A 22,701-nucleotide genomic window follows, 5' to 3' on the forward strand; every position below is an offset into this window, starting at 1 on the left:
CGTCAGACCACCCGCCGCCGCCTCAGCGCGACCGCGTTCGACACCAGCAGCGCCCCGATCACCACCGCGCCACCGATCATCGCCCAGCGCCCCGGGTCCTCGCCCACGATCGCCCAGACCAGCAAGGGCGCCAGCACCGATTCCAGCAGGATCAGCAGCGACACCTCCGGCGAGCTGATATACCGCGGCCCCAGTGTCAGGAAACAGGTCGCCACGGCAATGAACGCCCCGTGCCCCAGGAACAGGTGCCATTGCTCCGCCACCGGCGGCCCCGGCTCGATGAACGGCCACAACACCAGCGCCGCCCCGATATAGGCCAGCGGAATCGCCGGGATCATCGAGATATCCTTCAGCCCCCGCACGGCGGTCAGCGCGCCGGAATAAGCAATGCACACCGACAGCGCGAACAGGTCGCCCGACCAATGCGCCACCGCGTTCTCGCCCGAGCCATAGGCGATGATCGCCAGCCCCGCCATCACCGCCAGCATGGTCATCACCACCCGCCGGCTGATCGGCTCGCCCAGGAAGACCCGCGCGAAGATCGCCGAGAAGATCGGCATCGACGCAAAGATGAACACCACGTTCGCCACGCTCGTATGCGTCACCGCCAACACGAAGCCCGGCGCCGTGTACCCAATCAGCACCATGTAGAGGATCCCCGGCCAGCCCGAGCGCAGCACCTGCCCGAAGCCCCGCGTGCCCTGCACCGCCAGCAGCCCCAACAGGATGATCCCGCCCGCCGTCATCCCGCGCCAGAACGCGGTGACCATCGGCTCGGCATCGATGAGCCGCACGTAAAGCGAATCCGGCACCACGAACAAGACGCCCAGCGTGGTGATCAGCAGACCTTTGAGATGTTCATTCATGGGGCCTAGCTGAACGGGTTTTTGACCGGAAAGTAAAGACCCGCGCCCGCCCGTGGCTAGCGCCTGCTGGCAAGCCGTTTCAGCATATCCCGCAAGAGCGCCGTCTCTTCCTCGGAAAACCGCGCCGTCAGCCGCTCGTCATACTGCCGCGCCACCTCGTGAAGGTCGCGATACGCGGCCCGCCCCGCCGTGGTCAGCTCGAGGTACTCATACCGCCGGTCGCCCGCATCCCGCTCCCGCGTGATGAACCGCCGTGCCGCCAGCTTCTGCACCGCCCGGCTCACCTTGGTCTTGTGAATCGCGGCCCGTTCGCCGATCTCCTTGGCGGTCAGCCGGCCATAAATGCCAAGATGGAACAGCACCCGCCATTCCGTCCGCAACATGCCATAACGGCCCTTGTAGATCGTCTGGAATTCCTGCCCCGACGCCTCCGCCGCCTGGTTCAGCAGGTAGGGCAGAAAGTCGGACAGGTCGAATGTATCGTCGGTCGTATCGCGCATCATGGGCTTCCATGTAGCCTTGTTAGTTACAAATTCAACTGTTAGCTCCATGGGCCAAGGAGGACCGCTGTCATGAACCGCCAGACCAAGACGCATGGCCTGACCCAGGCCGCCACGCCCGTGGGCACGCATGAAGGCTACATGCCCGGCTTCGCCAACGATTTCGAGACCGAGGCCCTGCCCGGAGCCCTGCCCCAGGGCATGAACTCTCCGCAGAAATGCAATTACGGCCTCTACGGCGAACAGCTCTCCGGCACCGCCTTCACCGCCAACCCGCCAGAGCGCACATGGACCTACCGGATCAGGCCCTCGGTCAAGCATTCGGCGCGCTACAAGAAGGTCGCCCTGCCGCACTGGAAATCGTCCCCCAACGTCGACCCCGACGTCATCTCGCTGGGCCAGTACCGCTGGGATCCCGTCCCCCATTCCGAGCAAAACCTCACCTGGCTGACCGGCATGCACACCATGACCACGGCGGGCGACGTGAACACCCAGGTCGGCATGGCCAGCCACATCTACCTCGTCACCGCCTCGATGGAAGACGCCTATTTCTTCTCCGCCGACAGCGAGCTGCTCGTCGTGCCGCAGGAAGGCCGCCTCCGCTTCTGCACCGAGCTCGGCATCATAGACCTGGAGCCCAAGGAAATCGCCATCCTCCCCCGTGGCCTCGTCTACCGGGTCGAGGTGCTGGAAGGGCCCTGCCGCGGCTTCGTCTGCGAAAATTACGGCCAGAAATTCGAGCTTCCGGGCCGCGGGCCCATCGGCGCCAACTGCCTCGCCAACCCGCGCGACTTCAAGGCGCCGGTCGCGGCGTTCGAAGACCGGGAAACCCCCTCCACCCTCACCATCAAATGGTGCGGCCAGTTCCACGAAACCGAGATCCCGCAAAGCCCGCTCGACGTGGTCGCCTGGCACGGCAACTACGCCCCATACAAGTACGACCTGCGCAATTACTGCCCGGTCGGCGCGATCCTCTTCGACCACCCCGACCCGTCGATCTTCACCGTGCTGACGGCCCCCTCGGGCGTGCCCGGCACCGCGAATATCGACTTCGTCCTCTTCCGCGAACGCTGGATGGTGGCCGAGGATACCTTCCGCCCGCCCTGGTATCACAAGAACATCATGTCCGAGCTGATGGGCAACATCTACGGCCAGTATGACGCCAAGCCGCAGGGCTTCGTCCCCGGCGGCATGTCGCTGCATAACATGATGCTGCCCCACGGCCCCGACCGCGACGCGTTCGAGAAGGCCTCGAACGCCAATCTCGGCCCCGACAAGCTCGACAATACCATGTCCTTCATGTTCGAAACCCGCTTCCCGCAGCACCTCACCGCCTTCGCCGCCAACGAGGCCCCGCTGCAGGACGACTATATCGATTGCTGGGACAGCCTCGAGAAAAAATTCGACGGCACGCCGGGCCGCAAATGACGCGCAGTTGAGTATTTCCGGAACAATGAAAGCCCCGGACAGCGCCCCCATGGACAGCGTGACGATTCTTGGCAGCAAGGGCGGCCCGGCGATCCGGCCGGGCTCGGCCATGCCGACATCCATACTGGTGCGTATGGATGGGAAAACCGTGCTGGTCGACGCAGGCCTCGGGGCCGCTGCGGGCGTCTGCCGTGCCGGCGTCGCGCTGACGGAAATCGACGCGGTGCTCATCACCCACCTCCATTCCGACCACTACCTCGAACTGGGGCCGCTCCTCCACACAGCCTGGACCGCCGGGCTCAAGCGCGAGGTGCCGATCTACGCCCCCTCGGGCCTGCCCACCTACTGGCAGGGCTTCCGCGCCTCGATGGCCTACGACATCGATACCCGCACCGAAGACGAAGGCTGCCCCGATTTCGACAGCCTCTTCCCCATCCACCTGCTCGATGACCACCTCGACCTGACCTTGGGCCGCCTGCACATCACCGCCCTCCCCAACCACCACCCGCCCGTCACCGAAAGCTACGCCCTCCGCTTCGACGCCCCCTCCGGCAGCGCCGTCCTCTCCGGCGACACCGCCCCCATCCCCGCCATGGTCGACTTCGCCAAGGGCGCCGACCTCCTCGTTCACGAGGCCATGCTTACCGACCACATCACCGCCCTCGTCAACCGCATGGGCTATGCCAACGACCGCCTCCTGAAACACATCCTGCGCAGCCACACTGCCGCCCATGACGCGGCCCACCTGGCCGAGCGCGCGGGCGTGTCACAGCTCGCCCTCAACCACCTCATCCCCTCGGGCGACCCGGACGTCACCGAAGACACATGGCGCGCCGAGGCCGCCCCCCACTTCTCCGGCACGCTCCACATCGCCCATGACGGCATGACGATCCCCCTGAAAGCCACGCAATGAAATACGCGACCCTCGACAACGGCACCCCCGACGGCCAGCTCGCCATCCTTTCCGATGACGGCCAGACCTGCCGCCTGCCGCAAGGCGCCACGCTGCAATCCCTCCTCGACGGGGCCGAGCCGTCCCCGAAAGGGGCGGAGAGGCCCTTCGACGAAACAACCTGCCTCTCCCCCCTCCCCCGCGCCTATCAGTTCCTCGACGGGTCGGCCTACGTGAACCATGTCGACCTCGTCCGCCGCGCCCGCGGCGCCGAAATGCCCGACCGCTTCTGGCACGACCCGCTCATGTACCAGGGCGGCTCCGACAGCTTCCTCGCCCCCACAGCCCCCATTCCCGGCGACCCCGCCTGGGGCATCGACTTCGAGGCCGAAGTCGCCGTCATCACCGGCCCCGTCCCCATGGGCGCCACCCGCGATCAGGCCCGCGCCGCCATCCGCCTTGTCCTGCTCTGCAATGACATCTCGCTCCGCGCGCTCATCCCCGACGAGCTCTCCAAGGGCTTCGGTTTCGTCCAGTCGAAACCCGCCTGCGCCTTCTCTCCGCTCGCCATTTCCCCCGAAGACCTGCCGGGCTGGGACGGCGACAAGCTGCACGGCACCATGCATGTCGAACTGAACGGAAACCCCTTCGGCCGCGCCGATGCCGGCGAAGACATGACCTTCGACTTCCCCACCCTCATCGCCCATGCCGCGAAAACCCGCCACCTCGCCGCCGGCACCATCATAGGCTCCGGCACCGTCTCCAACCGAGACCCCGATGGCGGCCCCGGCAAACCCGTTAGCGACGGCGGCCGCGGCTATTCCTGCATCGCCGAACAGCGCATGGTGGAAACCCTGCTGGAAGGCGAGGCGAAAACCCCCTTCCTGCAACCCGGCGACCGCGTCAGGATCTGGATGGAGGACGACGAAGGCCGCTCCCTCTTCGGCACCATCGACCAAACGGTCGCCTCATGACCTCAGCCGCCCTGCCATTCCTTCACCGCCTCCAGCGGCCACAGAAGCATCAGGATGTTGAGCGCCAGCCCGTCGCGGATCACGAGCGCGGTCAGCACCTCGAACCCGATCACCACGGCGACACTCACCCACACCGGCACGAAACGCGCCAGCGCAAACCCCACCCACATCGCCACGACATCCGAGACCGAGTTCAACACGCTGTCGCCCACGTAATCCGCCGACACCGTCGTATCGCGGTATCGCTGGATCATCGCATCGGTGTTCTCCACGATCTCCCAGCCGCATTCCACCACCGTCGCGATCACCAGCCGCCAGCCAATCGCCATCCTTGGCACCGCCAGCCACAACGCGGCATAGAACAGCAACCCGTGCAGCAAATGGCTCGGCGCGTACCAGTCCAGAAATTGCTGGTTCGCCTCCTCCGTGCCGATCGTGCCCCACACGTCGACATAGCCACAGGGGCACACCCCCGCCCGGCCCATCGCCAACAGGGCAACCCCCGTCGCAACGGTGATCAGGAACGTCAGAACATAGGGCAACCGGCTCTGCATCATGGGAAAAACCCAAGCACAGCCCCCCGCCCCTGTCCATCTCAGAAAGGAGCCCCCCATGTCCAAGGCCTTCGCCTCCCAAGGTGATCTCACCGAGAAAACCATCAGCTTCACCGAGGTCGGCCGCGGCCTCTGGGCCTTTACCGCCGAGGGCGACCCCAACTCCGGCGTCATCATCGGCGACGACAGCGTCATGATCGTCGAGGCCCAGGCGACCCCCCGCCTCGCCAATAAAGTCATCGAAAAGGTCCGCGAAGTCACCGACAAGCCGATCACCCACCTCGTGATGACCCACTATCACGCCGTCCGCGTCCTCGGCGCCTCGGCCTATGACGCACCCCAGGTCATCATGTCCGACGTGACGCGCTCCATGGTCGCCGAACGCGGGCAGGAGGATTGGGACAGCGAATTCCAGCGCTTCCCCCGCCTCTTCGAAGGCCACGAATCCATCCCCGGCCTCACCTGGCCCACCACCACCTTCTCCGACACCATGACCGTCTATCTCGGCAACCGCCGCGTCGACCTCATGCACCTGGGCCGCGCTCATACCGCGGGCGACATCGTCATCCACGTGCCCGATGAAAACGTCATGTTCACCGGCGACATCGTCGAATACCACTCCGCCTGCTACTGCGGCGACGGGCATTTCGCCGACTGGGGCGACACGCTCGACGAGATCAAGTGGTTCGACGTCGACGCCATCGCGCCGGGCCGGGGCGACGCGCTGATGGGCCGCGAAATGGTCAACGCCGCCATCGAGAACACCCGCGATTTCGTAGAAAGCACCTACCGCCCCGCCGCCCGCGTCGCCGCCCGCGGCGGCACGCTGAAAGAAGCCTGGGATGCGGTGCGCGAGGCCTGCGATCCGAAATTCTCCGACTACGCCATCTACGAGCACTGCCTGCCCTTCAACGTCGCCCGCGCCTATGACGAGGCCCGCGGCATCGACACCCCCCGCATCTGGACGGCCGAGCGCGATATCGCGATGTGGGAACAGTTGCAGGGTTAATTCGGTGCCAAACGTTGTGGAACAGGACGGTATCCGGATCTTAGCAAACCAACTGCCTGTCAAAGAGATGCTTCGCCTCGTAGCGCTTACTGCGAGGTGGGTCCATGTTGACGTATTCCAAGCGCTACCTGTTTGGTACCCAGAGTTTCACAGAGGCAGCCTAGGCTTCAAGCACGATTGGACCGAGCCACAGATGAATCGGAGCCAAAGCACAGGCGCAACAAGCCAATGGGTGGAATCCAACACCAATGCGAATACAGCTCTAACCTGTGCCCTAGGTACGTCTTCAAAGAAACGTCGCAATTGGTCATGTTGTCATATCTGGGGTACGCCCAAAGCAGCAGGTGAATCAAACGCGGTAATTCGAGATCCAAAATTTTTTTCATGCACGGCAAACATGGTTCTGCTGCCGACGCCACTAAAGGCATTCACCGACGAAATACCAAGCATAAAGAACGCTCTTCGAATTTGTGCATTTCATTACTACCGATGGTTTTGTGACCATCCTGCTTTAGGCAACTGGGAGTATCTCAACGATAATCGCCGTGAGTTGCCCGACGGCTATCCCAACAAATGGCCCAGTTGGGAACATCCAAATCTCATCCCGCCGGGTGTGGTCGATCCCTCCACCCGTGTCTGGAAGGCGATAGAACGTCGCAAGCGCAGAATTGGCCGCGACTTGAGAGAAGCGGGCGAACACTACCCAAGAGACTCTGTCAGAAACGTCTTGTCGTATTGGGAGATTGAAATCGAGGAGCCGACGGGTAACAAGGAAAATACAGTTGAGTAAAACCTTCGGCCCCACACGAGGCGAGCACATCTTCCGCCTCTCCGCCGGCATCGCCGGCCTGGCCCTGCTGGGGGTGACGCTCGCCGTCATGGGCGTCCCGCAGGGCCCCGCACTGGTCGAGCTTTTCGGCTTCGGCGGCCTCTTCTTCGCAGGCTCCGCCGCCTGGAGCGGCTGGAAACTCGCCAAGAGGGATCACCCATGACCCCTCTTGCGCCACATGCTCTACAGGATCAGCCGGGAATGCGGCTTGCACACTTCCTGTTTCAGCTCGATCGCCCGCGGCAGGTTTGCGGGGATCGGCATATGCCAGGACGGGTGGCGGATAACCTCGGCCGAACGGCGGTCTTCGCGGGCAGCCGGCTCGGTTGCCTCCTCCGGAACGTCGGCCTCCACCTCGGCCTCTTCCTCTTCGACCGGTCCGAACAGATAGGTCACGGCCAGCGTCAGGAACGCCCCGAACGTAGTCAGCGTCAGAAGTATCAGCCCGGCCAGCGGGCTGACCAGGAACGAGACCGAAAACGCGATCATCAGGATGCCGCCGATCACACCGGCCCCACGGTGGAACGCGTCGGCCCGCCGCAGCGCGGCACCAAGCCCGAGCATCAGCAGACCGCCACCGAACATCGCCGTCATCGCAAGGTTGACCGGCTCGAAATCGATCGGCCATACGCTCTGTCCGACCACGGGCACCACGGCAACCACCAATCCGGTCAGCACACCAAGCGCGGCAAGCGCAACGAGGCCAAGATTGGCCACCGGCGCGGACCGCACGTTTTCACTCATATACTCGGCAGACGCCATGACACTCCCCTGGTCTTTACATTCTGGCGGCTCAACCCCCGGCCGCCCGGCCTTGTTCCGAGAAATCTCACCCGCAATCCACGCCCGTGGCCCCTCGGCCACAGGCACGCAACGTAAAGCCTGCCCATGACCCGCCTCTTCGAAACCCCGCTCTACCCCTACACCCGGCACGCCGATCAGGACGCGGCAACGCCCGTCCGCCATCCCGTTATCATCGTCGGTGCCGGGCCCGTCGGCCTCGCCGCCGCGCTCGATCTCGGGCAGCAGGGCGTGCCGGTCGTGGTGCTCGACGAGAACGACAAGGTCTCCCACGGCTCGCGCGCCATCTGCTTCTCCAAGCGCACCCTCGAGATCGCCGACCGCCTCGGCTGCGGCGACCCGCTGACCGAGCGCGGCGTGCGCTGGAACCTCGGCAAGGTCTTCTTCGGCGACCGCAAGGTCTACGAGTTCAACCTCCTGCCCGAAGAGGGCCACCGCCGCCCCGCCTTCATCAACCTCCAGCAATACCACCTGGAAAACGACATGGTGACCCGCCTCCGCCAGATGCAGGAAGACGGCGCCCCGATCGACCTGCGCGGCGGCAGCAAGGTCACCGCCATCGACGCGCACGCCGATCACGTCGCCCTCACCGTCGACACGCCCGAAGGCCCCTACGAGATCGAAGCCGAATACCTCGTCGCCTGCGACGGCGCCGGCTCCCCCCTCCGCGACAAGCTCGGTCTCGGCTTCACCGGCCGCGTCTTCGAGGACAACTTCCTCATCGCCGATGTCACCATGCAGGCCGACTTCCCGACCGAGCGATGGTTCTGGTTCGACCCGCCCTTCAACAAGGGCCAGTCGGCGCTCCTCCACAAGCAGCCCGACGGCGTCTGGCGCATCGACCTGCAGCTCGGCTGGGACATCGACCGCGACAAAGAAAAAGACCCCGAGCGCGTGAAGGCTCGCGTCCGCCAGATGCTCGGGCCGGATGTGGAGTTCGAGCTCGAATGGGTCTCGATCTACACTTTCCAGTGCCGCCGCATGGAACGCTTCCGCCACGGCCGCGTCCTCTTCGCCGGCGACGCCGCGCACCAGGTCTCGCCCTTCGGCGCCCGCGGCGCCAATTCCGGCCTGCAGGACACTGACAATCTGTGCTGGAAACTCCGCCTCGTGCTGGCGGGCGAGGCACCCGACAGCCTCCTCGACAGCTACGACACAGAACGCGTCGAGGCCGCGGATGAGAACATCCTCAACTCCTCCCGCTCCACCGATTTCATCACGCCCAAATCCAGCACCAGCCGCCTCTTCCGCGACGCCGTGCTCGACCTCTCCGAACACCACGCCTTCGCCCGCCCGCTGGTGAATTCCGGGCGCCTCTCGGTGCCCTGCATCCACGCGGGCTCTCCCCTCAGCACGCCCGACGCCCTGCCCACCGGCCCGGCCCGCACCCGCCCCGGCGCGCCCTGCCCCGACGCGCCACTCGGCAACGGCTACCTGCTCGACCATCTCGGCAGCACCTTCACTCTGCTCGCCCTCGGCCGCGACGCCCCCGAGATCCCCGGCACCACCCCCCTGAGCCTGCCGGACATCACCGAAGACCTGAAAACCCGCTATCTCGGCGACGCCCAAAGCGCCCTCTACCTCATCCGCCCCGACCAGCACGTCGCCGCCCGTTGGGCCGACGCCACGCCCGACGACATCCAATCCGCCCTCACCCGCGCCAAGGGAGGCCACGCATGACCCTCACCCTCACCCCCAACATCGACGCCCCCGACGACCTCTACGCCGACCTCCTCGCCGCCCACGAGGGGCTCACCGACGATCAAAGCGCCGCCCTCAACGCCCGCCTCATCCTGATCCTCGCCAACCACATCGGCGACCGCGACACCTTCCGCGCCGCCCTAAAGGCCGCCGCCCCGCCAGCCTGACCCGCGACTTTCATTTTTCCAAAAATACTCGCTCCCCCGGCCGCCTCCCACGCCCTGGTGGCGGCCACCCCCGCATTTTCATTGTTCCAGAAATACTCAAATCCTCCCGCCTCAACCCACCGCCCGCTCCCGAGCCGCCCGAACCTCTCCACCGCGACATCGAATTCTTCAAAAGAATTCGACCCGATATCTTTTCAAGATATCGCCCCCACCCGCGTCCCCTTCCAAGAACACCGACGCAATACCGACAAGATACCGACGTCATACCGACCTCCGCTTCCCCGGCAAAACCAACCTCGCGATCGCCCCTAGGATGGGTGCCAACCCACCTCTTTACCCCCTTGCCCGGGCCGGAAGGCTCGATCACTACCAGTAACGAAGATCACCGGCGCGCCACCCAACGGCTTCCATGAAAGAGTCGAAGTAACCGTAGCGGCCATCCCTGACCTTCACGAAAATGAAGTGCGCCCGTTCGAGGAACCTGCGCTCCTCGCCCGGCTCGTAAACCTCCACCGCGGCCGGCCGGTCGAAAAACCTCGTCACCTCGGCAAACCGGCCCTCTTCAAGAACCGCCTCGATTTCCCCGATCGCCGCCGGCAATCTCCCCAGATCCTTGAGGCTCTGGGCCTCCCCGTAAACGATCTCTTCAATCGAGTCGCCATGAATCTCGAGGTCCTCGTGAAACATGTGCGCCAGTTGTTCGATATACTCCATCTTGTGCCTACCCATCCTTCTGATGCACCTCGATCACGTTCCCTTCCGGGTCGTAGAAATAGATCTGGTGCCACCCCGCCACCGCCGAGTCGCCCCAGTCTGCAAAAGGCACCCCCTCCGCCTTCAGATGCGCCTTGAACGCAACCAAATCGTCCGTCCGATACGCCACGTGCCCCTTCATCACCGGGTTCACCAACTGCCCTGTCCGGAACCCCGCCTGCACGTCCTTCCGCGCGATATGCAGATGCATGTGCCCGTCCGATACGAACGCCACATCCCCCGCATACACCCCCTCGTCATTCCGCAGCGCCGGCACATCCTCGTCCGTGGCCTCCAGCCCCAGGACCTCGCGATAGAACGCGTCCATCTCCTCGACCCTCTCGGTCGACAGGTTGATATGATGCAGCCGCGCCTTCATTCGCCTTCCTCCACCTGGTGGACCTCGATCACGTTCCCATCCGGGTCGTAGAAAAAGATCTGGTGCCACCCCGCCACCGCCCGGTCGCCCCAGTCCGAGTACCGCACGCCCTTCTCGTCCAGATGCCGCATGAACGCCTGCAAATCATCCGTCCGAAACGCGATATGCCCCCGCTCCACCGGGTTCACGATCTGCCCCGTGGCAAACCCCGCCCCCAGATCCCGCTGCGCCAGGTGCGTCTGCACCACGCCATCGGTCACGAAGGCCACGTCGCCCGCATAGCCCTTCTGCTTCTCGAGCACCGGCACGCCCGTGTCTTCCCGCCGCTGCCCCATGACCCGGCGGTAAAAGTCGTCCATCTCGCCCACCTTCTGCGTGACCAGATTGATATGATGCAGCCTGAGTGCCATCTGCCGCGCCTCCCCGCGCCGGTTCCTGTGGACCCCCAGTCAACAACAGGCGTAGGGTGGCGGCAAGATAATTGCAGGAAAGGCCCGCGCCCCATGTCAGCCCCCGAAAACACCTTCAAGACCGCCCTCAAACGGGGCGACAAGCTCTACGGCTGCTGGGCCGGCTTCGCCGATCCCTACCCGACCGAGGTGCTCGCCACCGCCGGGTTCGACTGGCTGACACTCGACGCCGAGCATGCCCCCAACGACCTGCGCACCCTCATGGCCCAGCTTCAGGTGCTCGAAGGCAAACCCTGCCAGCCCGTCGTCCGCCTGCCTATGGGCGAGCCGTGGCTCATCAAGCAGGTGCTCGACGCCGGCGCCCAGACCCTTCTCATCCCCATGGTCGACAGCGCCGATGAAGCCCGCGCCCTCGTCCGCGCCATGCGCTATCCGCCGCACGGCATCCGCGGTTCCGGCGCCGCGCTGGCCCGCGCCTCGCAGTTCTCGGCGGTGCCCGACTACATCACCACCGCCAACGACCAGATGTGCCTGCTGGTGCAGATCGAAAGCCGCGCCGCGGTCGCCGCGCTTGACGACATCCTCGCGGTCGAGGGCGTCGACGGCATCTTCATCGGCCCCTCCGACCTCGCCAACGACATGGGATATCTCGGCGACAGCAACGCGCCGGAAGTCCGCGACACCATCAAGGATGTCCTCGCCCGCGCCGCCGCCTCCGACACCGCCGCCTGCATCCTCGCGCTCGATCACGAAACCGCCCTCACCTACCGCGACTGGGGTGCACAAATCATGGCCGTGGGCATCGACGTGCTGATGCTGGCCCAGACGGCCCGCGCCGTCGCGCAGAAATGGCGCGATGGCTGAGAGGCACCTGCTGGCCGACCTCGGCGGCACCAACACCCGCCTCGCGCTGGCGGATGGCACCGGGTGTCTCCCCGCCACCATCCGCCGCTACCTGAACGACGCCTTCGACAGCTTCGAAAGCGTCGTCTCCGCCTATCTCTCCGAAACGGCCCCCGGACCGGTCGCTGCCCTCTGCGCCGGCGTCGCCGGGCCGGTGCTGGGGGAGACGGCCCAGCTCACCAACCACGCTTGGCACATCGACGCCGCCAACCTTCGCCGGATCACCAATACCCCCCATATCCACCTGATCAACGACCTCCAGGCCCAGGGCTACGCCCTCGACGACCTGCCCCCCGGCGCGGTCCAAAACATCTTCCCCGGCCAACCCGCGCCCCCAGACGCCCCGCGCCTCGTCCTCAACCTCGGCACCGGCTCCAACGTCGCCGTCGTCCACCGCCGCCCCGAAGGCCTCTTCGTCCCGGCCGCCGAATCCGGCCACTCCGCCCTGCCCCACGCCACCGGCCTCATCGGCGCGATCTTCGACCACCTCGGCGACCTCCAGTCGCACCGCCCGATGGAAACCGCGATCTCCGGCCCGGGCCTGTCCAACATCCACGCCCACCTCACCGGCGCCCGCCTCTCCTCCACCGACATCGTGAATGCGGCACACCACGACCCCGATGCCCGCAACACCCTCGCCCTCTACTGCGAAATCCTCGGCCTCATCGCCGGCAACTTCGCCCTCCACCACCTGCCCGCCGGCGGCCTCTACCTCACCGGCGGCCTCGCCCAATCCATCGCCCCTTTCCTCCCCGGCTCGGCCTTCCTCGACCGCTTCACCGCCCGCGGCCCCTACACCGCCATCGTCACCGACATCCCCGTCTCCGTCATCACCGACGACAGCTTCCCCTTGCTGGGCTGCGCCCGGTATTTGCGGCAGGTAACGGATCGTTAAGCCCATCCACCCCATACTCGACCACGCAAACCAAAGGGGGCCCTATGCCTCAGACTCCACCCCGCAAGACCTGCGCGCTTGAAGATCTCCGTGACCTCGACACCGTTCTCGACCATTCCGGCGGCGAGCCCGTCGAAATCCTCACCGAGTCGGGCCGCATCGGCCATTTCGTCCCGCAGGAATGGGTAGAGAAACACGGGATCACCAACGGAACCGCACTGATCGAAACGCTCAGGCAGCACATGCCCTGATTACCGCCACCACCACGTCCCAATGGCTCCGCACAAAGTATGGTGAATCCGGCCCCGCCTGACCACAACCTCTTCCCCCGTCCCGCCGGCTCTGTCATAATATCTTCAACCAACAAACCAAAGAGCAGCAGCGCATGGCCGACGATCTTCTCACCCCAGCGGAGTCCTCCGACTACAACGCCGCCTCCATCGAGGTGCTCGAGGGGCTCGAGCCCGTCCGCAAGCGCCCCGGCATGTATATCGGCGGCACCGACGACCGGGCGCTGCACCACCTCGTGGCCGAAATCCTCGACAACTCGATGGACGAGGCCGTCGCCGGCCACGCCTCCCGCATCGAGGTCACGCTGCACGAAGACCATTCCGTCACCATCACCGACAACGGCCGCGGCATGCCGGTCGACGAGCACCCGAAGTTCCCCGGCAAATCCGCGCTCGAGGTGATCCTCTGCACGCTCCACGCCGGCGGCAAGTTTTCCGGCAAGGCCTACCAGACCTCCGGCGGCCTGCACGGCGTCGGCGCTTCCGTGGTCAACGCCCTGTCCGACATCATGATCGTCCAGGTCGCCCGCAACAAGGTGCTCTACGAACAGCGTTTCTCCCGCGGCAAACCCCAGGGCAAGCTCGAACAGGTCGGCCAGGCCCCCAACCGCCGCGGCACCACCGTCACCTTCCACGCCGACGAGGAGATCTTCGGCTCCCACCGGTTCAAGCCGCACCGCCTTTTCCACTCCATCCGCTCCAAGGCCTACCTCTTCTCGGGCGTGGAAATCCGCTGGAAATCCGCCATCCCCGATGGCGACACCCCGATGGAGGCCACCTTCCACTTCCCCGGCGGCCTGTCGGACTTCCTCCGCGAAACCCTCGGCTCCGCCTCCACCTACGCCGAACGCCCCTTCGCCGGCACCGTCGACTTCCAGGAACGCTTCGGCACCCCCGGCAAGGTCGAATGGGCCATCAACTGGACCCCCTCGCGCGACGGCTTCCTGCAATCCTACTGCAACACCGTCCCCACGCCCGAGGGCGGCACCCATGTCGCCGGCTTCTGGGCCGCGATCCTCAAGGGCATCAAGGGCTATGGCGAGCTGGTCAACAACAAGAAGGCCGCCAACATCACCCGCGAAGACCTGATGACGGGCGGCTGCGCCCTCGTCTCCTGCTTCATCCGCGAGCCCGAGTTCGTCGGCCAGACGAAAGACCGCCTTGCCACCACCGAGGCCCAGCGCCTTGTCGAAAACGCCGTCCGCGACCATTTCGACAACTGGCTGGCCTCCGACACGAAATCCGCCGGCGCCATTCTCGATTTCCTCGTCCTGCGGGCCGAGGAACGCCTCCGCCGCAAGCAGGAGAAGGAGACCCAGCGCAAATCGGCCACCAAGAAACTCCGCCTGCCCGGCAAGTTGGTCGACTGCACCTCCAACACCCGCGAAGGCACCGAGCTTTTCATCGTCGAGGGCGACTCGGCCGGCGGCTCCGCCAAGATGGCCCGCTTCCGCCAGACGCAGGCCCTCCTGCCCCTGCGCGGCAAGATCCTCAACGTCCTCGGCGCGGCCAGCTCGAAACTCGGCTCCAACGCCGAGATCAACGACCTCACGCAAGCGCTCGGCGTCGGCCTCGGCTCCCGCTTCCGCATCGACGACCTGCGCTACGACAAGATCATCATCATGACCGACGCCGATGTCGACGGCGCCCACATCGCCTCGCTGCTGATGACCTTCTTCTTCACCCAGATGCGGCCCCTCATCGACAACGGCCACCTCTACCTCGCTTGCCCGCCGCTTTACCGCCTGACCCAGGGCGCCAAACGCGTCTACTGCATCGACGAGGCCGAGCGCGAAGCCTGGCTCGAAAAGGGCCTCGGCGGCAAGGGCAAGATCGACGTCTCCCGCTTCAAGGGCCTCGGCGAAATGGACGCCAAGGATCTCAAGGAAACGACGATGGACCCGGCCACCCGCAAACTCATCCGCGTCACCATCGACGAGGACGAACCCGGCGAAACCGGGGATTTGGTCGAGCGGCTGATGGGCAAGAAGCCGGAACTGCGGTTCCAGTACATCCAGGAGAACGCGCGGTTCGTGGAAGAGTTGGATGTTTGAGTGACAGTCTTTATTAGCTACAGCCACAGAGACAGGGATTTCGTCAGCTCACTCGCTAAAATGCTAGTGCACGCTAGACACAACATTTGGATTGATCAGTGGGAACTGAATGCCGGCGACTCCATAATTGGCAAAGTACAAGAAGCAGTTGGTGAAGCCGACGCTCTTCTTGTTGTACTTTCGCAAGCGTCCGTTGCATCTGAGTGGTGCCAGAAAGAACTTCGAACCGCGCTGGTAAGAGAGCTCGATGAGAAAAGAGTTCTCGTTATACCCTGTTTGATCGAAGACTGCGATATTCCCGTTTTCTTGAAAGAAAAGCTTTACGTTGATTTTCGAGATAACAAGGGCGAAGCATTTGAGCTTCTGGACAGAAGTTTGAGCAAGGTTTCAAACCCGGCTCAATCTCGCATAGAAACAAAAGATTTCCATACAGATTGGTCAGTTGATTGGGGAGACTTTGACGGCGAACCAGTATTTGAATGGCTATACGTAGATCATGGTCCAAGCATTCCCTACTCCGTCGTTACTCGCATCCGCTTGATAGTTGAAGACCTTGACCTCTTAGAATTTCGAGAGATGGCAAAGTCCGGTACGCACATCCGTTTCGGCTGCGATTGTTTAAAAAAGTTCTTAGAGGAGGATAAAGACGGAGAGCTCAGAATTAAGATTGAAGATGAAAACGAGATTTACGAAACTCTACCTTTTGTTTGCCCAGATGGCAGAAACGCGACGATTTTTTGGGGCGTGCGCAGACTTGGCGAAGATAACGGAATGAGCACTTTGTTTTCCGTTGATAACCTAATTCGTATGTCGATTCAGCATAGTGAACGTGTACTCCGGGAACCCTAGAGTTATGAGCACCAACCAAGCTTTTTGAATGCCTCCCGCGCGGAATCAAGCCACGCCAAAGGCGTGGCGCCGCGCGATCGCCAGACCGCCCCCCGGGCTGGCGATTGGCCGACGTAGGCACCCCGCTCGAATGTCGTCCTGACACGGCCCCATAAACTGCCCATCACACCCGTCGGGTCGCCACCCCGCGGTCTGGCCATCACGCGGCGCCCCTCGTCACAAAGGAGGGGGTTACACCACCCCCACCCGGTCCCGCTGCCGGCTGCCATAATCCTGCAGCAACCGCGCCTCGTACTGTTTCAGGCAATGCCGCGCCGTGTCCCCTGCATGCTGCGGGGCCGTCCGCAGTTCCGGGAACAGGTCGAACAGCTCTTCCCGCGCCTCCTCGCAGATCGCGCTCAGGCCGACATCGCCGGCATGGAAGCTTTCCGTCGCGATGCCTTCCGCATAGATCACCTCGTGATGGTCGAACATCAGGTGGATATAGGTGACCTCCGCCATCTCCTTCACCCGCACGTCGACGTCGTCGACCAGGTGCTTGGCCGAGACCAGAACCTCGTCCTGCCCGAACAGAAGCTGCGACTGGTAGCCCGTGAACAGGATCCGGTGCTGCGGCGACACCAGCAGCCCGGTGCGCGAGCCGTCCATCACGCTGGGCGCCACCCAGACCGGGGCGAACCGGCCCCGCCCGGGCACCGTCCGCTTGCCGATCCACCGGATCGGCTGCAGCCCGCTGTCGCGCGTCACCACCCGGTCGCCCGGCTGCAGGCTCTCGATCGGGCGCTCGCCCACCTCGGTCAGGATCATCGTGCCCGGCGTGAAACAGATGATGTTCTCGATCTCCGAGAACTCCACATAGGTGCCGTCCTTCATCTTGAAGTGGCCCGACAGCCCGCCGTTCTCGTCCTCCTTGTTGGTGAAGGTGATGTCGTCACGGCTCACGTCCGAGGTCAGGACCAGCGTATCGCCGCCCTTCTCCTCGCCCTCGCCGCCGACGATCGAGATGGAATCGTTGCCCGTGCCGGTGGTGTCGTCGTCGACCAGCGTGAAGCGGTCGTCGCCGTCCCCGCCAACGACCGTGTCGCCCTGGTCGACCGTGATCGTGTCGTTCCCGGCGCCACCGTCGACAAAGTCCGACCCGGCGCCGCCATCAAGAATGTCACCGCTCGTGTCGTTGTCCGTCACGGCGCCGTTGCCCGTGACCGTGCCGCTGACATTGTCCACCAGCAGGTCGCGGCCGCCATCGTTGACCACCTCGATGGTGATCGGCTCGCCGTTCAGGCTGGCATCGGAGAAACCCTCGCTGCTGACCGAGACGGTCTTCAGCCCGTCGATATCCCCCGTCGAGCCGCTGGTCGTCCCGATCAGGGTCGAGCCGGCATAGATGTTGACCGTGTAATCCACCGACCCGGAATAGGTGGCATCGCCCAGGTCGACCTCGAACTCGTAGGTCTCGCCGGCGGTGTATTCCTGCGACAGCGTCTGGCTCAGCGTGTCGCCCCCGGCACCGAGGAACGCGACGTTCTGCCCCTCGATCTCGCTCTCGTCGGCCTGGCTCGACGTGGGGTTGAAATCCCCCACCTCAGACCCGCTCGTGTCCCAGCCGGGCGTGCCATTCGACCACTTGCCATCGGCATGCGCGGTCTGCTCGAAACTGCTATTGGCGATCTTGATCTCCGACGTGCCACCGCCCAGCGTGTCGTCGCCCCCAAGAATCGTGTCGTCGCCCGCCCCGCCATTGATCACGTCCGACCCGAGGTTGCCGACGAGATAGTCGTTCCCGTCCCCGCCCTCGATCGTGTCGTCGCCGTCGGTCCGGCCCTGCGCGGTGAAATGCACATCGCTGACCCAGATCACCTGGCTGGTCGTGCCCAGCTGATCATAATCGACCTCGACATGGCTCACCGGCCCCTCGATCTCGACCAGCATCGAGCCGCTCGCGTCGCCCGAGGTATGCGACCCATCGCCATCGACAAAGGGCGTCGTGCCCGTTTCCGTCGCCCCCTGGTAGGTGACGGTCACGTCTAGCTCGTTGCCGTTCTCGTCATAGGCGCGAATGGTGATCCCGTCTTCCCAGCCGCTGCCACCGGCCTGATCGACATCGTTGATCCGGAAGCTGACATCGGTCACCTCGTCCTCGAAGCCCGACCCCTGGACCGCCGAGAAATCCATCTTCAGCGTCCCGGTGTCGCCCACGCTGTCGCCGCCCCGGATTTCCGCCGCGGAGTTGGCGTCGAACGGCTCGCCCGACCCGACATACTGCCCGGTCGTCGCCTCGATGTGGAAGCTGTTGCTATTGCCCTCGTCGACATAGCTGACCGCCACCTCGATCCCGCCGGTATCCTGCGTGAAACCGCCGCTGAGATCCGCCTGGTCGTTGCCCGCGGCGCTCCAGTCGAGGAACAGCTCGGTGTCCTCGGCGGTCACCCCGCCGCTGATCCGGTCATCGCCGTCGCCGCCGATCAGGCTGTCGCCGCCGCCACCGCCGTCGATCGTGTCACTCCCGGCACCGCCATCGATCGTGTCGTCGCCATCGTCGCCATCCATGACATCGCCACGGCCGGTGCCCTCCAGCGTATCACCGCCGTCACTGCCATAGGACATGGTGAAATAATCAAGCTGCGTCCCGTAGCCCAGGTTCGCATCGGTCCCACCGACCCCGGATTCGCCCACCGTGTAGGTGTTCGAGCCGTCGCTGATCGTGATAACGCCCGTATCGGCGTCGGTCTCGACCGTGTATTCCTCGGGCAACGCCGAGAAATCCAGCCCGTGCCCGCCTGATCCCTCGCTGACCCCCGACCAGAAGGCGTTGCTGTTCCAATTGTCCGTCGTGACCACGTAAACGGTCATGGCTACCCCTCAAACACTTCTGCGCCACCCCGGTGCCGGCATCCCGGCATCGGGTCAGCGGGCCTCGGCCCGCCTGGAAAAAACGCAACGGATCGCGTCCGCGCGCACTAAATTTCAAAAGTCCGGGGAGCTCTCGGCCTGCCCCTGCCTCGTCCGGTCAGCCATCTGCGGGCCACCCGGTCTTCTTCTGATGCTGAGACAATTAGTTTCGAATTTGGGGAAGATTGTGGATCAATCTAGGAGAAACTATGGTCCAGATCGGCCTGTGCCTTTTTCTGGTCTTCTCCGGCCCGGCGCACCACCTCGGCCACCTGCCGCAATTGCGGCGCCAGCGGGCTGGTCTTCCGCCAGATCATTCCCACCGTCCGCGACGGCTCCGGCTGACCGAACCGGGCCACCGAAACATCGGCCGACCGCGTCTCCACCGGCACCGCCATTTCCGGTATCAGCGTCACCCCGATGCCCGAGCCCACCATCTGCACCAGAGTCGACAGTGACGAGCCGTCCAGTCCGTCACCGGGTACGGCGGGGCGAATATTGCAGAACGCAAGCGCCTGGTCGCGAAAGCAATGCCCTTCCTCCAGCAGCAGCAGGCGCATCCGTGCCAGGTCCTCCGCCCTCGGCACCGGCTGGCCCGCCTCGTCACCGGGGCGCACCAGCATGAAGCTTTCGTCGAACAGCGCCACCTCCTCCAGCCCCGGCTCGGAAATCGGCAGCGCCACGATGGCCGTATCCAGCCGCCCGTCCAGCAACTCCCTGATAAGACGGTCCGTCAGTGTCTCGCGCACATGCAGGTCGATCCCCCGATGCGTCTCCGACAGCGCCCGGATCACTCTTGGCAGCAAATAAGGCGCAATCGTCGGAATCACCCCGATCCTAAGCCGCCCGATCAGGTTGTCGCCCGTCGCCCGCGCCAGGTCCTCCAGCTCGTCCACCGACCGCAGGATGTCCTGCACCCTTGTCGCGAACCGCTCGCCCAAGGCCGTCAGCCTGACTTGCCTGGCCCCCCGCTCGAAGAGCTGCGCCCCGATATCTTCCTCCAGATCGCGAATCTGCACCGACAGCGCCGGCTGCGACACTGCGCAGGCTTCCGCCGCGCGCCCGAAATGGCCATGCTCGGCCAGCGCCTCGAAATATTTCAACTGTCTCAGGGTGATGTTCGCCATAATAAAAAATTATCGCTACAATCCGAAAATTCAACTTAAATCAATCAATCTTATTTGTTAGAACGATTCCAGAATCTGGAGGGGAGGAAATTAACAGGCCCCGGCAAAACCCTGCCGGCTGTCAACGCCACGACATGATCCCCCTGTTATATCCCGAACCCGACAGACCAAATCATTCCCGGGCCGGGCCTTGCCCCGGTTCCGGACGACAAAGCCACCAATGGAGAGAGCTATGGATGGAAATGACATGAAAAATGCCGGGAAATGCCCGGTCATGCACGGTGGGATGACCCACTCCGGTGAAACCGTCACGGATTGGTGGCCCAGCTCCCTGAACTTCGACATCCTGCACCAGCACGATGCCAAGTCGAACCCGATGGGCCCCGACTTCGACTACCGCGAAGAGCTCAAGAAGCTCGACGTCGAAGCCCTCCGCAAGGACGTGGCCGACCTGATGACCGACAGCCAGGAATGGTGGCCGGCCGACTGGGGCCACTATGGCGGCCTGATGATCCGCATGGCTTGGCACTCGGCGGGCTCCTACCGCCTGGCCGATGGCCGTGGCGGCGGCGGCGCCGGCAACCTGCGCTTTGCCCCGCTGAACTCCTGGCCCGACAACGGCAACCTCGACAAGGCCCGCCGCCTGCTGTGGCCCATCAAGAAGAAATACGGCAACAAGGTCTCCTGGGCCGACCTGATCATTCTCGCCGGCACCATGGCCTATGAAACCATGGGTCTGAAGACCTTCGGCTTCGCCTTCGGCCGCGAAGACATCTGGGCCCCCGAGAAAGACACCTACTGGGGCGCCGAGCGTGAATGGCTGGCCCCGTCCGACGAGCGCTACGAAGATGTCGGCAAGCCCGACACCATGCAGAACCCGCTCGCGGCCGTGCAGATGGGCCTGATCTACGTGAACCCCGAAGGCGTCAACGGCAACCCCGACCCGCTCAAGACCGGGGAGCAGATCCGCGAAACCTTCGCCCGCATGGCAATGAACGACGAGGAAACCGCGGCCCTGACCGTGGGCGGCCACACCGTCGGCAAATGCCACGGCGCAGGCGATGCCGCGACCCTCGGCGCCGAGCCGGAAGGCGCGGATGTCGAATCGCAGGGCTTCGGCTGGCTCAACCCCAACCTCGGCGGCTCGGCCAACAAGGCCATCACCTCGGGCATCGAGGGGGCCTGGACGACCGAACCCACCAAGTTCGACGACGGCTACCTGAAGATGCTCTTCAACCATGAATGGCAGCTTGCGAAATCGCCCGCCGGCGCCAACCAGTGGGAACCGGTCGAGATCGCCGAAGAGGACAAGCCGGTCGACGCGACCGACCCCTCGATCCGGCACAACCCGATCATGACCGATGCCGACATGGCCATGAAGATGGACCCGACCTATCGCGCCATCTGCGAGAAGTTCATGGCCGATCCGGAATACCTGCGCGACACCTTCGCCCGGGCATGGTTCAAGCTGACCCACCGCGACATGGGCCCCAAGGCCCGCTACGTGGGCCCCGACGTGCCGGCAGAAGACCTGATCTGGCAGGATCCGATCCCCGCCGGCCCGACCAACTACGACATCGGCGCCGTCAAGCGCGAGATCGCCAACAGCGGTCTGCCCCTCGCCGAGCTGGTCGCCACCGCCTGGGACAGTGCCCGCACCTACCGCGGCTCCGATATGCGGGGCGGTGCCAACGGCGCGCGCATCCGTCTGGCGCCCCAGAAAGACTGGGTCGGCAACGAGCCCGAGCGCCTGTCGCGCGTCCTCAGCGTGCTGGAACCGATCGCGTCCAAATACGGCGCATCGCTCGCCGACACGATCGTGCTGGCCGGTAACGTGGGTGTCGAACAGGCGGCCAAGGCGGCAGGTCACGACATCTCGGTGCCCTTCGCACCGGGCCGGGGCGACGCCACCGACGAGATGACCGACCACGACAGCTTCGACGTGCTCGAACCCCTCGCCGACGGCTACCGCAACTGGCTCAAGGCCGACTATGTCGTCAGCCCCGAGGAAATGCTGCTCGACCGCTCGCAGCTCATGGGCATCACCGCGCCCGAAATGACCGTCCTCATCGGCGGCATGCGGGTCATGGGCACCAACCACGGCGGCACCAAGCACGGCGTCCTCACCCACCGCGAAGGCGCACTGACCACGGATTTCTTCGTCAACCTGACCGACATGGGCAACAAGTGGGTCCCGGTCGAGGGCAAACCCTACGAAATCCGCAACCGCAAGACAGACGAAGTGCTCTGGACGGCAAGCCGCGTCGATCTCGTCTTCGGCTCCAACTCGATCCTGCGCTCCTACGCAGAGGTCTACGCCCAGGACGACAACGACGAGAAGTTCGTGAAGGACTTCGTCGCCGCATGGGTCAAGGTGATGAACGCCGACCGGTTCGATATCGCCTGATCCCGCGTCGGATCATCGGAAACA

Annotated in this window: 23 protein-coding genes; 14 read left to right on the top strand and 9 right to left on the bottom strand. The window is 64.4% G+C overall.

Annotated features, from left to right (window positions below):
• Positions 1-2: 2 nt before the first annotated feature.
• Positions 3-866: a DMT family transporter gene (locus RIdsm_RS23955; protein WP_057812807.1), complete on the bottom strand. Its 864-nt coding sequence runs from the start codon at positions 864-866 to the stop codon at positions 3-5.
• Between the two features lie 56 nt (positions 867-922).
• Positions 923-1,369, bottom strand: a complete 447-nt coding sequence (locus RIdsm_RS23960) for a MarR family winged helix-turn-helix transcriptional regulator (RefSeq protein ID WP_057812805.1) — start codon at positions 1,367-1,369, stop codon at positions 923-925.
• 69 nt (positions 1,370-1,438) lie between these two features.
• Between RIdsm_RS23960 and hmgA the strand changes: the two genes are divergently transcribed.
• From hmgA to RIdsm_RS23975, 3 genes are read left to right on the top strand one after another with little or no spacing between them, the layout of a single operon-like run.
• Positions 1,439-2,794 carry a homogentisate 1,2-dioxygenase gene (hmgA, locus tag RIdsm_RS23965; protein WP_057812803.1) on the top strand — a complete coding sequence of 452 codons (1,356 nt, stop codon included), beginning with the start codon at positions 1,439-1,441 and terminating at the stop codon, positions 2,792-2,794.
• 49 nt (positions 2,795-2,843) lie between these two features.
• A complete protein-coding gene (locus RIdsm_RS23970; protein WP_057812801.1) occupies positions 2,844-3,707 on the top strand; it encodes an MBL fold metallo-hydrolase in 864 nt (287 codons plus the stop codon).
• A complete protein-coding gene (locus RIdsm_RS23975; RefSeq protein WP_057812799.1) occupies positions 3,704-4,660 on the top strand; it encodes a fumarylacetoacetate hydrolase family protein in 957 nt (318 codons plus the stop codon). Before RIdsm_RS23970 ends, RIdsm_RS23975 begins: the two co-directional genes overlap by 4 nt.
• Before the next feature lie 2 nt (positions 4,661-4,662).
• Here the strand turns inward: RIdsm_RS23975 and RIdsm_RS23980 are convergent, their stop codons facing one another.
• Positions 4,663-5,217 carry a DUF2585 family protein gene (locus tag RIdsm_RS23980; protein WP_057812797.1) on the bottom strand — a complete coding sequence of 185 codons (555 nt, stop codon included), beginning with the start codon at positions 5,215-5,217 and terminating at the stop codon, positions 4,663-4,665.
• 55 nt (positions 5,218-5,272) lie between these two features.
• On the opposite strand from RIdsm_RS23980, the gene RIdsm_RS23985 reads away from it, so the two are divergent.
• The 3 genes from RIdsm_RS23985 (at position 5,273) to RIdsm_RS23995 (ending at position 7,215) form a co-directional block, all read left to right on the top strand.
• Entirely contained in the window at positions 5,273-6,223 is a 951-nt protein-coding gene (locus RIdsm_RS23985) for an MBL fold metallo-hydrolase (protein ID WP_057812795.1), read from the top strand.
• A 397-nt stretch (positions 6,224-6,620) separates the two neighbouring features.
• The gene (locus RIdsm_RS30590) at positions 6,621-7,013 is read left to right on the top strand and encodes a hypothetical protein (RefSeq protein ID WP_244955846.1); all 393 of its coding nucleotides are present in this window, start codon (positions 6,621-6,623) and stop codon (positions 7,011-7,013) included.
• On the top strand, positions 7,006-7,215 hold the full coding sequence (locus RIdsm_RS23995) for a hypothetical protein (RefSeq protein ID WP_057812793.1): 210 nt from the start codon (positions 7,006-7,008) through the stop codon (positions 7,213-7,215). Before RIdsm_RS30590 ends, RIdsm_RS23995 begins: the two co-directional genes overlap by 8 nt.
• Before the next feature lie 20 nt (positions 7,216-7,235).
• On the opposite strand, the gene RIdsm_RS24000 is transcribed toward RIdsm_RS23995, so the two are convergent.
• Positions 7,236-7,814 (bottom strand): hypothetical protein, encoded by a 579-nt coding sequence (locus tag RIdsm_RS24000; RefSeq protein WP_057812791.1) that lies wholly within the window; start codon positions 7,812-7,814, stop codon positions 7,236-7,238.
• 126 nt (positions 7,815-7,940) lie between these two features.
• On the opposite strand from RIdsm_RS24000, the gene RIdsm_RS24005 reads away from it, so the two are divergent.
• Positions 7,941-9,533, top strand: a complete 1,593-nt coding sequence (locus RIdsm_RS24005; protein WP_057812788.1) for an FAD-dependent oxidoreductase — start codon at positions 7,941-7,943, stop codon at positions 9,531-9,533.
• Positions 9,530-9,721 (top strand): DUF2783 domain-containing protein, encoded by a 192-nt coding sequence (locus RIdsm_RS24010; protein WP_057812786.1) that lies wholly within the window; start codon positions 9,530-9,532, stop codon positions 9,719-9,721. The genes RIdsm_RS24005 and RIdsm_RS24010 overlap by 4 nt, the downstream gene beginning before the upstream one ends.
• Positions 9,722-10,087: 366 nt before the next feature.
• Here RIdsm_RS24010 and RIdsm_RS24015 read toward each other — a convergent pair whose 3' ends face one another.
• The 3 genes from RIdsm_RS24015 to RIdsm_RS24025 are packed head-to-tail and all read right to left on the bottom strand — an operon-like array spanning position 10,088 to position 11,263.
• Positions 10,088-10,408: a hypothetical protein gene (locus RIdsm_RS24015; RefSeq protein WP_177228386.1), complete on the bottom strand. Its 321-nt coding sequence runs from the start codon at positions 10,406-10,408 to the stop codon at positions 10,088-10,090.
• A gap of 34 nt (positions 10,409-10,442) precedes the next feature.
• A complete protein-coding gene (locus tag RIdsm_RS24020; protein ID WP_057812782.1) occupies positions 10,443-10,853 on the bottom strand; it encodes a VOC family protein in 411 nt (136 codons plus the stop codon).
• A complete protein-coding gene (locus RIdsm_RS24025; RefSeq protein ID WP_057812780.1) occupies positions 10,850-11,263 on the bottom strand; it encodes a VOC family protein in 414 nt (137 codons plus the stop codon). The genes RIdsm_RS24020 and RIdsm_RS24025 overlap by 4 nt, the downstream gene beginning before the upstream one ends.
• A gap of 93 nt (positions 11,264-11,356) precedes the next feature.
• Here RIdsm_RS24025 and RIdsm_RS24030 point away from each other — a divergent pair, with 93 nt between their 5' ends.
• The 5 genes from RIdsm_RS24030 (at position 11,357) to RIdsm_RS24050 (ending at position 16,254) form a co-directional block, all read left to right on the top strand.
• The gene (locus tag RIdsm_RS24030) at positions 11,357-12,127 is read left to right on the top strand and encodes an HpcH/HpaI aldolase family protein (RefSeq protein ID WP_057812778.1); all 771 of its coding nucleotides are present in this window, start codon (positions 11,357-11,359) and stop codon (positions 12,125-12,127) included.
• Positions 12,120-13,061, top strand: a complete 942-nt coding sequence (locus RIdsm_RS24035; RefSeq protein ID WP_057812776.1) for a glucokinase — start codon at positions 12,120-12,122, stop codon at positions 13,059-13,061. The genes RIdsm_RS24030 and RIdsm_RS24035 overlap by 8 nt, the downstream gene beginning before the upstream one ends.
• A 44-nt stretch (positions 13,062-13,105) precedes the next feature.
• Positions 13,106-13,312 carry a hypothetical protein gene (locus RIdsm_RS24040; RefSeq protein WP_057812774.1) on the top strand — a complete coding sequence of 69 codons (207 nt, stop codon included), beginning with the start codon at positions 13,106-13,108 and terminating at the stop codon, positions 13,310-13,312.
• 134 nt (positions 13,313-13,446) lie between these two features.
• Complete coding sequence (gene parE, locus RIdsm_RS24045; protein ID WP_057812772.1) at positions 13,447-15,405, top strand: DNA topoisomerase IV subunit B; 1,959 nt, start codon at positions 13,447-13,449, stop codon at positions 15,403-15,405.
• Entirely contained in the window at positions 15,406-16,254 is an 849-nt protein-coding gene (locus RIdsm_RS24050) for a toll/interleukin-1 receptor domain-containing protein (protein WP_057812770.1), read from the top strand.
• 231 nt (positions 16,255-16,485) lie between these two features.
• Here the strand turns inward: RIdsm_RS24050 and RIdsm_RS30805 are convergent, their stop codons facing one another.
• Both RIdsm_RS30805 and RIdsm_RS24065 read right to left on the bottom strand, forming a co-directional pair.
• Positions 16,486-19,104, bottom strand: a complete 2,619-nt coding sequence (locus RIdsm_RS30805; protein WP_057812768.1) for a Hint domain-containing protein — start codon at positions 19,102-19,104, stop codon at positions 16,486-16,488.
• A 236-nt stretch (positions 19,105-19,340) separates the two neighbouring features.
• The gene (locus RIdsm_RS24065) at positions 19,341-20,270 is read right to left on the bottom strand and encodes a hydrogen peroxide-inducible genes activator (protein ID WP_057812766.1); all 930 of its coding nucleotides are present in this window, start codon (positions 20,268-20,270) and stop codon (positions 19,341-19,343) included.
• 232 nt (positions 20,271-20,502) lie between these two features.
• Between RIdsm_RS24065 and katG the strand changes: the two genes are divergently transcribed.
• On the top strand, positions 20,503-22,677 hold the full coding sequence (katG, locus tag RIdsm_RS24070; RefSeq protein WP_201455547.1) for a catalase/peroxidase HPI: 2,175 nt from the start codon (positions 20,503-20,505) through the stop codon (positions 22,675-22,677).
• Positions 22,678-22,701: the final 24 nt, after the last annotated feature.

The sequence above is a fragment of the Roseovarius indicus genome (genome assembly GCF_008728195.1).
Lineage (GTDB): Bacteria > Pseudomonadota > Alphaproteobacteria > Rhodobacterales > Rhodobacteraceae > Roseovarius > Roseovarius indicus.